The following is a 13,696-nucleotide window of genomic DNA, read 5'->3' on the forward strand; positions in this document are numbered from 1 at the left end:
AACCCATTAGGCTGCCGGGATACTTTCTGGCCTGGAATAACCGATGCCCTCTGTCTACCGCCTGGCAATGCCAGCATTGTGCCTGTCGCTGCTCCTGCCTTGTGCGTTTTCCGTCGAAGCCGCCGATCCGGCACCCGCCGCCACAGCGGAAAAACCGGCCGAAGAAAAACCGGCCGAACGCCAGCCACTGCTTGAGCGTAGTCAGGAAGAGGCCGCCGCACTGGAACGTAAAGTCCCGGCGCAAGAACAGCAACAGTTGCAGGCCGGTACCGACACCTTCCTCGCCCTGTGGAAACCGGCCAACACTGCCGAACCGAAAGGCGCAGTGATCATCGTCCCCGGCACCGGCGAAACCGCTGACTGGCCGCAGGCAATCGGCCCGTTGCGGCGCAAACTGCCGGATGCAAAATGGAGCAGCCTGAGTATTACGCTGCCCGACTTGCAAAGCGACGCCTTTGCACCGCGCGTGGTCGAGGCACCCGCTGTGCCGAAAGCCCCGGAGTCCGGCAGCAAGGACTCCACCACCGCGCAGCCGATCGAGCAAGCCGCTGGCGGTGAAGCAGAAGTGGCGGATCAGGTAGTCGCCGAAACCACTGAAGAGCAATCCAAGGCCGACGCCGAACGCATCTTCGCGCGCATCGACGCCGCGATTGCTTACGCCGAGCAGCAGAGCGCACGCAGCATTGTCGTGCTTGGGCACGGCACTGGCGCCTATTGGGCCGCGCGATACCTGAGCGAGAAACAAACGGCGCAGGTAGAAAAGTTCGTCATGGTCGATGCGCAGATGCCAGCGAAGGCCAAACCGCCACTGGCCGAAGTGACGCCGACACTGAAGCTGCCGACCGCCGATATTTTCTATATGGACAAGCCGCTGGATCGCAACGCCGCGCTGGAGCGCATGCAGGCGAGCAAGCGCTTGAAGACCTCGGCGTTCAGCCAGGTCGCGCTCAAGGCTTTGCCGGATAACAAGGCTGAACAGGAACAGTTGTTCCGCCGGGTGCGTGGCTGGCTGAACCCGCAGAACACGGACTGACAGAAACACCGAGTCGCCCCCTTCGCGAGCAGGCTCGCTCCCACATGGATCTGCGTACACAGTCCATGGTGGGAGCGAGCCTGCTCGCGAAGAGGCCAGCGCAGTCGCTACACATCTAACGGTTAGCGAAAATCCCGCCGCTCACGAATCAACGTGTAGGCGTTGTGCAGCTCACGGGTTTTTTCGGTGGCTTCACGCACCTGCACTGGCGTCGCCCCCGACCCGGCAATCTTGTCCGGATGATGACGACTGAGCAGGCGCCGATAGGCGCGCTTGATCTGCGCCGGTTCACTGGACGCCGACACGCCCAATAAACGCATCGCCTCCTGATAACTCACAGCAGCGCTGACGATCGGTCGTTTGCCCGGCTCGTAATCATTGGCCAGCGCCTGCACCTGATGCGTCGTCCAGCCCAGCCACTTGCCCCATTGCGCCAGCAGTTCACGCTCACTGACACCCGCGCGACCATCGGCCCAGACCATCCGCCAACAGGCGCGCAACACACCTTCGGCGGCATGCGGCTGCGCACTCAGGCGCCGTAGATAACCGCGCAGATTGTCGCTGCCGGACTTGCCGCGATTGAACGCGGCAATCGCCCGACGCGTCGCCGGCTCACTCATTTCCAGCGCACGCATTTCGTTACGCGCCTGCTGGATATGCCCGTCAGTGACCCGACCGTCACTTTTGGCCAGACGCCCGAGCAGCACAAACAACAGTTCGTCATTGCGCAACATCGGCCGACCGCCGAGTTTTTCGCGCAAATGCCCCCAGCTTTGCAAGTGCAGGCGCCGATCCAGCGCCTGCCCCAACAATGCCCCAAGCATGGCCCCCGGAATGCTGGCAATCGCAAAACCCGCTCCGGCTCCAATCAGAGTCCCTGGCCACAACATGTCAGCGACTCGCTTCTATCAATGCTTCAGCTTCGGCCAGACGCTCGTGCGTGCCGACGTCCACCCAGTGACCTTTCAGACGTTCGCCCGTGACTTCGCCAGCCGCCATGGCGTTACGAAACAGCGGCGCCAGTTTGAAGGCACCGTCGGTACAGCCGTCGAACAGTTGCGGATGCAATACGGCGATGCCGCTGTAAGTCAGGGTCGCAGCGTCCGGCTGACCGTCGTGCACTTCGCCGTCGACCAGTGTGAAATCACCGCGCGGGTGGTGCGCCGGATTGTCCGCCAGTACCAGATGCGCGAGCCCGTTGATCGGCTGGTGCAGGACGCTGAAGTCGTAATCGGTCCAGATATCACCGTTCACCACCAGAAACGCATCATCGCCGAGCAACGGCAGCGCACGGAAAATCCCGCCGCCGGTTTCCAGTGGCTCACCTTCCGGCGAATACTGAATGCTCACGCCAAATTGCGAGCCGTCGCCCAGATAATCTTCGATCTGCTGACCGAGCCAGGCGTGATTGATCACGATCTCGTTGAACCCTGCGGCAGCGAGAGCCCGCAGGTGATATTCGATCAGTGGGACACCGCCGGCACGCACCAGTGGTTTCGGCGTAGTCAGGGTCAGCGGGCGCATGCGCTCGCCTTTGCCTGCCGCCAGAATCATTGCCTTCATGCTGTTGCTCCACCCCGCAGGCTGGTGAACAGCGCTTGCAGTTCTGCCAATTCAGGACGACGCGCAATCACCGCCTCTATATAAGAGAAGAAACGCGGTACGTCGGCCAGATAACGCGGCTTGCCATCACGATGACAAATGCGCGCGAAGATGCCGATGACCTTCAGGTGGCGCTGTACGCCCATCAGGTCACTGGCGCGCAGGAAGTCTTCGAAGTCCGGCTGCACCGGGATATTCAGTGCCGAGGCTTGCTGCCAGTAGCTTTCCAGCCAGCCACGCACACGCTCTTCAGGCCAGCTGAGAAAGGCATCCTTGAACAGACAGGTCACGTCGTAGGTCACCGGGCCGTAGACCGCATCCTGGAAATCCAGCACACCGGGGTTCGGCTCGCTGAGCATCAGGTTGCGCGGCATGTAGTCGCGGTGCACCAGCACTTTGGGCTGCGCGAGTGCGCTGTCGATCAGCAGATCGCTGACCTGCTGCCACTGCTGTTGCTGGGTCGCGTCGAATTCGACACCGAGTTCACGCTTCACGTACCACTCGGGGAACAGTTCCAGCTCTCGGCGCAGCAAGGCAACGTCGTAGCTCGGCAACGGTGCGACCATCGGCAATTGCTGAAAAGCCAGCAGCGCTTGCAGGGCATCACTGAATAATGCGTCGGCATTTTCGCCATCGATCACGTCGAGATAGGTCTTGTTACCCAGGTCATTGAGCAAAAGAAATCCACGCTCAAGGTCCTCGGCATAAATTTTCGGCACATTTATTCCGGATTTCGCCAGCAAAAAAGCGATATCCACGAACGGTTTGCAGTTTTCCTGGGGCGGCGGCGCGTCCATCACGACGAAGCTGCGACCCTCGCCTTCCCAGCGGAAGTAGCGGCGGAAACTCGCGTCGCTGCTGGCCGCGGTCAACGTGGCCGGGGGCACGGTGCCCCAGCCCTGATCTGCAAACAGGATTGCCAACTGCTCATCGAGCCAAACTTTCAGGTGTTGCAAGCGTACATCTTGGTCAGGCATTGCAAGGGTCTCCGACGGCGCTAGCCGTCAAGCGGGTCATGCTTTATTATCCAGCATCTTTTTCAGACCATCGAGAGGCGTGCGGCCCACACCGCGGGCAGATGGCACGCAGGAAGCCCGGACTAATAAGATGGCATTGAAATCCCCCGCGTTTCGTAAAAAATTTCCGTTGTTGGTAACCGGCAGTCTGCTGGCTATGCAACCTCTGGCCAGTCAATTCGTTGTTGCCGCCGAGCAGTATGACTGCTCCGTCTCGGCTTCGGGTGGTTGGGCCTGTGCGCCCAAATCAACCGCTGCTGCGTTGCCGCCGCGCCCAGTGCATGACGGCAGTGCCGTCAGCGCTACCGGCGAAGCCGCGACCGAGAACGGTTCGGTTGCCGACACAGCCCCTAAAACGGCGCTGGTCACCGAAGCCAAGGGCCGCGGTCTGAAATCCCGTAGCGAAGACTTCAGTCACCTCGACTGGGTTCCGCGCGAGAAGCTCACCGCCGCCCAATTGGCCGAGACCGGGCCTTACTGCTCTGGTGCCTATATCGAACCGATTCGTCCTGGCATGAATGACAAGACGAATAAAAGCGATGCACCGACCTTTATCGGCGCAAAAGCCTCGCGCTATAACACCGATGATCAAGTCGGTACGCTGGCCGGCGATGTCGTTCTGCGTCAGGGCAGCATGCAGGTCGAATCCGACGAGGCCAGCCTGTATCAGGCCGAGAGCCGCGCCGAACTCAATGGCGATGTACGCATCCGCGACAACGGTGCGCTGATCGTCGGCGACCACGCCGACGTGCAGCTCGACACCGGTGAAGCGAAAGTCGACAACGCCGAATACGTGATGCACAAATCGCGTATCCGCGGTAATGCGCTGTACGCCAAACGTGCCGAGAACGCGATCATTCGCTTGAAGGACGGCACGTACACCACGTGCGAACCGAACAGCAATGCCTGGCAGCTCAAGGGCAACAACATCACCTTGAACCCGGCCACCGGTTTCGGTACCGCGACCAACGTGACGTTGCGCGTTAAAGACATTCCGATTCTGTACACGCCGTACATCTATTTCCCGATCGACGACCGTCGTCAGTCGGGCTTCCTGCCGCCGACCATCGGCAGCGGCAGCGACACCGGCTTCATGCTGGTTACACCGTACTACTTCAACCTGGCGCCGAACTACGACGCCACGTTGTACCCGCGTTACATGAGCAAGCGCGGCATGCTGGTGGAAGGCGAATTCCGTTACCTGACCAAGTCGAGTGAAGGTCAGTTCGGTGCCGCGTATCTGAACGATGACGATACCGAGCGCAGCAAGCAGACCGACTACGAAAAAACCCGCTACATGTACAACTGGCAGCACAAGGGCGGTCTCGACTCCCGTGTGTTCACTGAAGTCGACTACACCAAGATCAGCGATCCGTATTACTTCCAGGATCTGCAGACCGATCAGATTGGCGTGAAGTCCAGCGACTTCGTGAACCAGCAAGGTTCGATCAGCTATCGGGGTGACAGCTACACCGCTCGCTTGAATGCCCAGCAGTACCAATTGGCGACCGTTGCGAGCATCACGCCGTATGGCCGCCTGCCGCAGATCACCTTCAATGGTCAGCTGCCGTATCATCCGCAAGGCCTGGACTTCGATTACGAGACCGAGTTGGTGCGGTTTGATCGTGATCTGAAAACCGGCAATTTCATCGATGAAAATGGCAATTCATCATCGCGCCTTGATACCAACGTAGCAGGCCTGGCTCGCGCCAACGGCGATCGTTTGAACCTGAAACCGGGTGTCAGCCTGCCGATGAACTGGACCTATGGCTTCCTGAAGCCATCGCTCAAGTATCAGTACACCCAGTACGATCTGGATCTCGACGGACAAGGTAAAGACGACCTGGTGACTAACCGCAACGGCGCTTCGGCGCTGGGTGAGAAGTACAGCAGCTCGCAAAACCGTGGCGTCCCGATCGCCAGTATCGACAGCGGCCTGTACTTCGACCGCAACACGTCGTTCTTCGGCAAGAACTATCGCCAGACCCTGGAACCGCGCCTGTTCTATCTCTATGTACCCGAGAAAGACCAGAACGATATCCCGGTGTTCGACACCAGCGAATACACCTTCAACTATGCGTCGCTGTTCCGTGATAACCGCTTCGCAGGCTCCGACCGTGTCGGCGACGAGAACAAACTGTCGCTGGGCGTGACCAGCCGCTGGATCGAAGACGACGGGTTCGAGCGTCAACGCATCAGTGTCGGCCAGGCCCTGTACTTCAAGGATCGTGAAGTTCAACTGCCAGGTATCGACGCGAAAACCCGTGACGACGCGCACTCCAATGTGTCTCCGTATGCGCTTGAATACGAATACCGCTGGAACCGCGACTGGCGCACCACTGCCGACTACAACTGGGATCCGGACAGCCGCAGCCCGCGTTCCGGCAGTGCGATGTTCCACTATCAGCCTGAAGACAACCCGAACAAGGTTATCAACGCCGGCTATCGCTATCGCAACGACCAGATCCGCTACGACCAGACAACGGGCAAGTGGCAGATGGGTGGCGACTACGGCACACCTGGCACAGCTGGCTATGTGAAGGACTACTACAAGATCCAGCAGCATGACTTCTCGGTCATCTGGCCGATCGTTCCGCAGTGGAACGCGATCAGCCGCTGGCAGTACGACTACAACCGCAACCGTACCCTGGAAGCCTTCGGTGGTTTCGAGTACGACAACTGCTGCTGGAAGTTGCGCCTGATCAACCGTTACTGGGTTTCCTATGACGAGTTCAGCCAGGATGCTCCGCAAAACGAAAAAGGCGACCATGGCGTCTTCCTCCAAATTGTTCTGAAGGGACTCGGCGGCCTCACCGGCGCCAAGGTAGAGAGCTTCCTCGACAAAGGCATTCAAGGTTATCGTGAACGTGAAGACCAAGCTTTCTGATTGTCTGCGCCCGCTGATGCTGGGCGCGCTGTTCCTGGGTACTGCGGCTAACGCCGCAGTTCAATCCATCGACAAAGTGGTAGCGATCGTCGACAACGACGTGGTCATGCAGAGCCAACTGGACCAACGTGTCCACGAAGTTCAACAGACCATCGCCAAGCGTGGCGGTGGCCTGCCGCCTCCTGGCGTACTGGATCAACAGGTGCTCGAGCGCCTGATCGTCGAAAACCTGCAACTGCAGATTGGCGAACGCTCTGGCATCCGCATCACTGACGAAGAGCTGAACCAGGCGGTCGGCACCATTGCTCAGCGCAACAACATGACTGTTGAGCAGTTCCGCTCCGCCCTGGCTCGCGACGGTCTGAACTATGACGACGCCCGTGAGCAGATCAAGCGCGAGATGGTCATCAGCCGTGTGCGTCAGCGTCGCGTGGCAGAACGCATTCAGGTTTCCGAACAGGAAGTGAAAAACTTCCTCGCCTCCGACCTGGGCAAAATGCAACTGTCCGAAGAACTGCACCTGGCCAACATCCTGATCCCGACGCCGGAAAGCGCCAACTCTGAAGCCATTCAAAGTGCAGCCCGTCAGGCCATGGAGGTTTACCAGCAGCTCAAGCAAGGCGCTGACTTCGGCCAGATGGCCGTTGCCAAATCCGGCAGCGACAACGCGCTGGAAGGCGGCGACATGGGCTGGCGTAAAGCCGCGCAACTGCCACCGCCGTTCGACCGCGAGTTGAGCAGCATGGCCGTCGGCGACATCACTCAACCTGCCCGCACACCGGGTGGCTTCATCATCCTCAAGCTGCTGGCAAAACGCGGTGGCGAAGCGCAGATGCGCGATGAAGTGCATGTACGTCACATTCTGGTCAAGCCGAGCCCGATTCGCGATGAAGCGAAGACCAAGGCGCTGGTTCAATCCTTGTACGAGCGCATTCTGGCCGGCGAAGATTTCGCCACTCTGGCCAAAAGCTACTCCGAAGACCCAGGCTCGGCGCTTAACGGCGGCGACCTGAACTGGATCGACCCGAACGCACTGGTTCCGGAATTCCGCGAAGTGATGGCCAAGACCCCACAAGGTCAGCTGTCCAAGCCGTTCCAGACCCAATATGGCTGGCACGTTCTCGAAGTCCTTGGCCGTCGCGCCACCGACAGCACTGAACAGGCCCGTGAGCAGCAAGCCATGACCGTACTGCGTAACCGCAAATACGACGAAGAGCTGCAAACCTGGCTGCGTCAGATCCGTGACGAAGCGTACGTAGAGATCAAACTCCCTGGTGCAGACCAGGCAGCGCAGTGAAACCCCAGCGTTTCGCGCTGACACCCGGCGAACCAGCCGGCATCGGTCCCGACCTGTGCCTGCTGCTCGCCTCGCAAGCCCAGCCACATCCCCTGATTGCCATCACCAGCCGCGACTTGCTCCTTGAGCGGGCCGCGCAGCTGGGGCTGGCTGTCACTTTGCTGGATGTTGCGCCTGATCACTGGCCGGACGCTCCGGCGCCCGCCAACAGCCTGTATGTCTGGGATACGCCGCTCAGCGCCCCCGTGGTTGCCGGGCAACTGGACAAGGCCAACGCTGCGTTCGTCCTCGAAACCCTGACCCGCGCCGGCAACGGTTGCCTCAACGGCGACTTCGCCGGGATGATCACCGCCCCTGTGCACAAGGGCGTGATCAACGAGTCAGGCATCGCCTTTTCCGGGCACACGGAATTCCTCGCCGACCTGACTCATACCGCACAAGTGGTGATGATGCTCGCCACGCGTGGTTTGCGCGTGGCACTGGTCACCACTCACCTGCCCCTGCGCGAGATTGCCGACGCGATCACACCAGAACGGCTGGAGCGCGTGACGCGGATTCTGCACAGCGACCTGCAACACAAATTCGGCATCGCCCAGCCACGCATCCTGGTCTGCGGGCTCAACCCGCACGCCGGTGAAGGCGGCCACCTGGGCCATGAAGAAATCGACATCATTGAACCGACATTAGAGCGCCTGCGCGGCGAGGGCATGGACCTTCGTGGCCCGCTGCCTGCCGACACTCTGTTTACCCCCAAATATCTGGAGCACTGCGACGCAGTGCTGGCGATGTACCACGACCAGGGCCTGCCTGTGCTCAAGTACAAAGGCTTCGGCGCTGCCGTCAACGTGACCCTGGGTCTGCCGATCATCCGCACGTCGGTCGACCACGGCACCGCCCTGGATCTGGCCGGCAGCGGCAAGATCGACACCGGCAGCCTGCAAGTCGCCCTGGAAACCGCCTACCAGATGGCCGAGACCCGTTTATGACCGAGCAATACCAACACAAGGCGCGCAAACGCTTTGGCCAGAACTTCCTGCACGATGCCGGCATTATTGACCGCATCCTGCGCTCCATCAGCGCCAAGTCTGAAGATCGCCTGCTGGAAATCGGCCCGGGCCAGGGCGCATTGACCGCCGGCCTGCTCAGTTCCGGCGCGCAACTCGACGTGGTGGAACTGGACAAGGACCTGATCCCGATCCTCAACCAGCAGTTTGCCGGCAAGAGCAATTTCAACCTGCATCAGGGCGATGCGCTGAAGTTCGACTTCAACACGCTCAATGCGGCGCCGAACAGCCTGCGAGTGGTCGGCAACCTGCCGTACAACATTTCCACGCCGCTGATTTTTCACCTGCTGAACAACGCCGGCATCATTCGCGACATGCACTTCATGCTGCAGAAAGAAGTGGTCGAGCGTCTGGCCGCGGGCCCGGGTGGCGGTGACTGGGGTCGCCTGTCGATCATGGTTCAGTACCACTGCCGTGTAGAGCACCTGTTCAACGTTGGCCCGGGCGCGTTCAACCCACCGCCGAAAGTCGACTCGGCGATCGTCCGTCTGGTGCCTCACGCCGTACTGCCGCACCCGGCCAAGGATCACAAGCTGCTGGAGCGCGTGGTGCGCGAAGCGTTCAACCAACGCCGCAAAACCTTGCGCAACACCCTCAAGCAATTGCTCAGCAACGCTGAAATCGAAGCCGCCGGCGTCGATGGCAGCCTGCGTCCGGAGCAACTGGATCTGGCCGCGTTCGTACGCCTCGCCGACCAGCTCGCCATTCAGGTTCCGGCCTCCCCCGCCGCTGACTGATAAACGATGAACGCTATCGGGCAGGACGCCACTCTGGTTTACTGCCCGATACTTGCCTAGACTGACTCCCCATCAGCTACGCCCCGCGTTCCGCTTCGTTTAAGGCCTCTTGCATGTCCGATTCCCGTTACCAGGTCGATGTCAGCGTCGTTACCCGCTATCTGGCAGACCAATCGCAACCCGAGCACGACCGCTTCGCCTTCGCCTACACCATCACCGTGCAGAACAATGGCGAGCAACCCGCACGCCTGATGTCGCGGCATTGGGTAATCACCGACGGTGACGGCCATGTCGAAGAAGTGCGCGGTGCAGGCGTGGTCGGTCAGCAACCGTTGATTGATGCCGGCCAGAGCCACACTTACAGCAGCGGCACAGTGATGACCACCAAGGTCGGCACCATGCAGGGCACCTACGAAATGGTTGCCGACGATGGCAAACATTTCGACGCCATCATCAAACCTTTCCGTCTGGCGGTGCCCGGAGCCTTGCACTGATGACGACGTATGCCGTCGGCGACCTGCAAGGCTGCCTCGAACCGCTCAAGTGCCTGCTCAAGCAAGTGGCATTCGACCCGACACTCGATCGTCTGTGGCTGGTCGGCGATCTGGTCAACCGTGGCCCGCAATCGCTGGAAACCCTGCGCTTTCTATATGGCATGCGCGAGTCGCTGGTCTGCGTTCTGGGCAATCACGACCTGCACCTGCTGGCTGCGGCTAGAAACATCGAGCGCCTGAAGAAGTCCGATACCCTGCGCGAGATTCTCGAAGCGCCGGACAGCGCCGAACTGCTGGAGTGGGTGCGGCAACAAAAGCTCATGCACTACGACGAGCAGCGCGATGTCGCCATGGTCCACGCTGGCATTCCACCCCAGTGGTCGCTGCGCCGGGCCTTGAAGTGCGCAGACGAAGTCGAGACCGCCCTGCGTGACGACAACATGTTGCCTGCCTACCTCGACGGCATGTACGGCAACGAGCCGGCGAAGTGGGACAACGACCTCAAGGGCGTAGCCCGTCTGCGCGTCATCACCAACTATTTCACGCGGATGCGCTTCTGCACCGCCGAAGGCAAGCTCGACCTCAAGAGCAAGGAAGGGCTCGACACCGCCCCGCCCGGCTACAAACCGTGGTTCCAGCACCGGGACCGCAAGACCAAAGGCTTGCGCATCATCTTCGGCCACTGGGCGGCACTCGAGGGCAATATCCATGAACCGGGTATTTCGGCGCTGGATACCGGTTGTGTCTGGGGCGGCAGCCTGACCCTGATGAACGTCGACAGCGGTGAACGCCTGTCGTGCAAATGCGATGAACATGGCGGCCTCGCCCCGACCGTCGCACCACTTATCTCCGAAACTTCGCCAGTCAGCGTCCCGCGTTAGACTGCGCTTTCAGCCGAGCAACAGGAACCCGCCATGAGCGAATTCAAACGAATCCCCCCGGAACAGGCCCAGGCCCTGCGTGAACAAGGTGCTGTCGTGGTCGACGTGCGCGACCCGGCGACTTTTGCCGCCCTGCACATCAGCGGCTCGAAGCATCTGGACAATCATTCGCTGCACGCCTTTATTCAAGGCGCCGACCTTGATGCACCGACCGTGGTCGTCTGCTATCACGGCAATTCCAGCCAGGGCGCAGCGGCGTACCTGATCAGCCAAGGCTTCTCCGACGTCTACAGCATGGACGGTGGCTTTGAGTTGTGGCGTACGACTTATCCTGCGGAAACGGCCCAAGGCACCGCCGAATAATTTTTTTGTCACGCGCAGGCCCCGGCTGCCGTGGGCCTGCGCGGGCAGACGAACGGTCTTGCCACAACTAATTACGTATCTCGCCTTTACCTCCCGAATTCCCAACTATCCTTAAGCCCAGGCCATCCAAATCAGGGGAGAGCCGGTACACCGGCGCACGGGTCATCGGGAGTGACTTTCACGATTGTCGATCGTGAAAGTGTTCTGGGGGGTAAACAATCAGCTGCTACTGCGGCTGCTTGCCAGCATCGACTGAGTGATCCGGCGTCGGCTCCACGTATCGAGCGAGGTGACGTCATGAGTATCTTTAGCCACTTCCAACAACGCTTCGAGTCCACACGCCAGGAAGAACTCTCGCTGCAAGAGTACCTGGAGCTGTGCAAGAAAGACCGTAGCGCCTACGTTTCCGCTGCCGAGCGTCTATTGCTGGCCATCGGCGAACCGGAACTGCTCGACACCTCGACCAATTCGAGGCTGTCACGCATCTTCTCCAACAAGGTGATCCGCCGCTATCCGGCCTTTGAAGACTTCCACGGGATGGAAGAATGCATCGACCAGATCGTCTCGTATTTCCGCCATGCCGCCCAAGGCCTGGAAGAGAAGAAACAAATCCTCTATCTGCTCGGCCCTGTCGGCGGTGGTAAATCGTCGCTGGCCGAGAAGCTGAAACAACTGATTGAAAAAGTGCCCTTCTATGCGATCAAGGGCTCGCCGGTATTCGAATCGCCACTGGGTCTGTTCAACGCCACCGAAGATGGCGCGATCCTCGAAGAAGACTTCGGTATCCCACGGCGCTACCTGAACACCATCATGTCGCCATGGGCGACCAAACGCCTGGCCGAATTCGGCGGCGACATCAGCCAGTTCCGCGTGGTCAAGCTGTACCCGTCGATCCTCAACCAGATCGCCGTGGCCAAGACCGAACCGGGCGACGAGAACAACCAGGACATTTCCGCCCTGGTCGGTAAGGTCGACATCCGCAAACTCGAGGAATACCCACAGAACGACGCCGACGCCTACAGCTACTCCGGTGCGCTGTGCCGGGCCAACCAGGGCCTGATGGAATTCGTCGAGATGTTCAAGGCACCGATCAAGGTGCTGCACCCGTTGCTGACCGCGACTCAGGAAGGCAACTACAACAGTACCGAAGGTCTCGGCGCGATTCCGTTCACCGGGATCCTGCTTGCCCACTCCAACGAATCGGAATGGCACACCTTCCGCAACAACAAGAATAACGAAGCGTTCATCGACCGGATCTACATCGTCAAAGTGCCGTACTGCCTGCGCGTCAGTGACGAGGTGAAGATCTACGACAAATTGCTGTTCAACAGTTCTTTGGCCAAAGCGCATTGCGCGCCCGACACCTTGAAGATGCTGGCCCAGTTCACCGTCCTGTCACGCCTCAAGGAACCGGAAAACTCCAACATCTATTCGAAAATGCGCGTCTACGACGGCGAAAACCTCAAGGACACCGATCCGAAGGCCAAGTCGATTCAGGAATACCGCGACTCAGCCGGTGTCGATGAAGGCATGAACGGTCTGTCGACCCGCTTCGCCTTCAAGATTCTCTCCAAGGTGTTCAACTTCGATCCGCATGAAATCGCCGCCAACCCGGTGCACTTGCTCTACGTGCTGGAACAGCAGATCGAACAGGAACAGTTCCAGGCCGAAACCCGCGAGCGCTATCTGCGCTACCTCAAGGAATACCTGGCACCGCGTTATATCGAATTCATCGGCAAGGAGATCCAGACCGCGTACCTCGAGTCTTACAGCGAGTACGGCCAGAACATCTTCGACCGCTACGTGCTCTACGCGGACTTCTGGATTCAGGATCAGGAATACCGCGATCCGGAAACCGGCGAGATCCTCAACCGCGTCGCCCTGAACGAAGAACTCGAGAAAATCGAAAAACCGGCCGGCATCAGCAATCCGAAGGATTTCCGCAATGAAATCGTCAACTTCGTCCTGCGCGCGCGGGCCAACAACAACGGCAAGAATCCGACTTGGCTCAGCTACGAAAAACTGCGGGTGGTCATCGAGAAGAAAATGTTCTCGAACACCGAAGATCTGCTGCCAGTCATCAGCTTCAATGCCAAGGCCAGCAAAGAGGATCAGCAAAAGCACAACGACTTCGTCACTCGAATGGTCGAACGCGGCTACACCGACAAACAGGTACGGCTTCTTTCCGAATGGTACCTGCGGGTACGGAAGTCGCAGTGAAGCAGCTGCAAGCTTCTAGCTACAAGCTGCAAGAACAAAGCGCGTAACCCACTGATGCCCGGGAACCTGCTTTTACTTGCGGCTTGAAGCTCACAACTTGAA

At 59.7% G+C, this 13,696-nt stretch carries 12 protein-coding genes; 9 read left to right on the forward strand and 3 right to left on the reverse strand.

Annotated features, from left to right (window positions below):
- Positions 1 to 43: 43 nt before the first annotated feature.
- The gene (locus tag ACM6IN_RS05460; RefSeq protein WP_095112707.1) at positions 44 to 1,033 is read left to right on the forward strand and encodes an alpha/beta hydrolase family protein; all 990 of its coding nucleotides are present in this window, start codon (positions 44 to 46) and stop codon (positions 1,031 to 1,033) included.
- 122 nt (positions 1,034 to 1,155) lie between these two features.
- Here the strand turns inward: ACM6IN_RS05460 and ACM6IN_RS05465 are convergent, their stop codons facing one another.
- The 3 genes from ACM6IN_RS05465 to ACM6IN_RS05475 are packed head-to-tail and all read right to left on the reverse strand — an operon-like array spanning position 1,156 to position 3,612.
- A complete protein-coding gene (locus tag ACM6IN_RS05465; protein WP_007910140.1) occupies positions 1,156 to 1,923 on the reverse strand; it encodes a TerB family tellurite resistance protein in 768 nt (255 codons plus the stop codon).
- 1 nt (position 1,924) lies between these two features.
- The gene (gene murU / locus ACM6IN_RS05470; protein WP_414915553.1) at positions 1,925 to 2,596 is read right to left on the reverse strand and encodes an N-acetylmuramate alpha-1-phosphate uridylyltransferase MurU; all 672 of its coding nucleotides are present in this window, start codon (positions 2,594 to 2,596) and stop codon (positions 1,925 to 1,927) included.
- On the reverse strand, positions 2,593 to 3,612 hold the full coding sequence (locus ACM6IN_RS05475; protein ID WP_414915554.1) for an aminoglycoside phosphotransferase family protein: 1,020 nt from the start codon (positions 3,610 to 3,612) through the stop codon (positions 2,593 to 2,595). Before ACM6IN_RS05475 ends, murU begins: the two co-directional genes overlap by 4 nt.
- Positions 3,613 to 3,742: 130 nt before the next feature.
- Here ACM6IN_RS05475 and ACM6IN_RS05480 point away from each other — a divergent pair, with 130 nt between their 5' ends.
- The 8 genes from ACM6IN_RS05480 to ACM6IN_RS05515 all read left to right on the forward strand — a co-directional run bounded on the left by ACM6IN_RS05480 (position 3,743) and on the right by ACM6IN_RS05515 (position 13,594).
- Positions 3,743 to 6,538 (forward strand): LPS-assembly protein LptD, encoded by a 2,796-nt coding sequence (locus tag ACM6IN_RS05480; RefSeq protein WP_007910133.1) that lies wholly within the window; start codon positions 3,743 to 3,745, stop codon positions 6,536 to 6,538.
- On the forward strand, positions 6,519 to 7,835 hold the full coding sequence (gene surA, locus ACM6IN_RS05485; protein ID WP_045121567.1) for a peptidylprolyl isomerase SurA: 1,317 nt from the start codon (positions 6,519 to 6,521) through the stop codon (positions 7,833 to 7,835). Before ACM6IN_RS05480 ends, surA begins: the two co-directional genes overlap by 20 nt.
- On the forward strand, positions 7,832 to 8,821 hold the full coding sequence (gene pdxA / locus ACM6IN_RS05490; protein WP_414915555.1) for a 4-hydroxythreonine-4-phosphate dehydrogenase PdxA: 990 nt from the start codon (positions 7,832 to 7,834) through the stop codon (positions 8,819 to 8,821). The genes surA and pdxA overlap by 4 nt, the downstream gene beginning before the upstream one ends.
- Positions 8,818 to 9,636: a 16S rRNA (adenine(1518)-N(6)/adenine(1519)-N(6))-dimethyltransferase RsmA gene (gene rsmA, locus ACM6IN_RS05495; RefSeq protein WP_414915556.1), complete on the forward strand. Its 819-nt coding sequence runs from the start codon at positions 8,818 to 8,820 to the stop codon at positions 9,634 to 9,636. The genes pdxA and rsmA overlap by 4 nt, the downstream gene beginning before the upstream one ends.
- 113 nt (positions 9,637 to 9,749) lie before the next feature.
- Entirely contained in the window at positions 9,750 to 10,130 is a 381-nt protein-coding gene (apaG, locus tag ACM6IN_RS05500) for a Co2+/Mg2+ efflux protein ApaG (protein WP_007910127.1), read from the forward strand.
- Positions 10,130 to 11,011: a symmetrical bis(5'-nucleosyl)-tetraphosphatase gene (locus tag ACM6IN_RS05505; protein WP_007910125.1), complete on the forward strand. Its 882-nt coding sequence runs from the start codon at positions 10,130 to 10,132 to the stop codon at positions 11,009 to 11,011. Before apaG ends, ACM6IN_RS05505 begins: the two co-directional genes overlap by 1 nt.
- Positions 11,012 to 11,044: 33 nt before the next feature.
- Entirely contained in the window at positions 11,045 to 11,374 is a 330-nt protein-coding gene (gene glpE / locus ACM6IN_RS05510; protein ID WP_016983139.1) for a thiosulfate sulfurtransferase GlpE, read from the forward strand.
- Positions 11,375 to 11,671: 297 nt separating this feature from the next.
- Complete coding sequence (locus ACM6IN_RS05515) at positions 11,672 to 13,594, forward strand: PrkA family serine protein kinase (protein WP_007910115.1); 1,923 nt, start codon at positions 11,672 to 11,674, stop codon at positions 13,592 to 13,594.
- Positions 13,595 to 13,696: the final 102 nt, after the last annotated feature.

It is taken from the genome of Pseudomonas sp. IT-P395, from assembly GCF_949767675.1.
Lineage (GTDB): Bacteria > Pseudomonadota > Gammaproteobacteria > Pseudomonadales > Pseudomonadaceae > Aquipseudomonas.

Bases quoted from the DNA above. Each gene is read 5' to 3' on its own strand.
- glpE (WP_016983139.1), top strand. From the start codon at position 11,045: ATGAGCGAATTCAAACGAATCCCCCCGGAACAGGCCCAGGCCCTGCGT.
- ACM6IN_RS05515 (WP_007910115.1), top strand. From the start codon at position 11,672: ATGAGTATCTTTAGCCACTTCCAACAACGCTTCGAGTCCACACGCCAG.
- apaG (WP_007910127.1), top strand. From the start codon at position 9,750: ATGTCCGATTCCCGTTACCAGGTCGATGTCAGCGTCGTTACCCGCTAT.
- rsmA (WP_414915556.1), top strand. From the start codon at position 8,818: ATGACCGAGCAATACCAACACAAGGCGCGCAAACGCTTTGGCCAGAAC.
- ACM6IN_RS05475 (WP_414915554.1), bottom strand. From the start codon at position 3,612: ATGCCTGACCAAGATGTACGCTTGCAACACCTGAAAGTTTGGCTCGAT.
- ACM6IN_RS05465 (WP_007910140.1), bottom strand. From the start codon at position 1,923: ATGTTGTGGCCAGGGACTCTGATTGGAGCCGGAGCGGGTTTTGCGATT.
- ACM6IN_RS05480 (WP_007910133.1), top strand. From the start codon at position 3,743: ATGGCATTGAAATCCCCCGCGTTTCGTAAAAAATTTCCGTTGTTGGTA.
- ACM6IN_RS05505 (WP_007910125.1), top strand. From the start codon at position 10,130: ATGACGACGTATGCCGTCGGCGACCTGCAAGGCTGCCTCGAACCGCTC.
- murU (WP_414915553.1), bottom strand. From the start codon at position 2,596: ATGAAGGCAATGATTCTGGCGGCAGGCAAAGGCGAGCGCATGCGCCCG.
- ACM6IN_RS05460 (WP_095112707.1), top strand. From the start codon at position 44: ATGCCCTCTGTCTACCGCCTGGCAATGCCAGCATTGTGCCTGTCGCTG.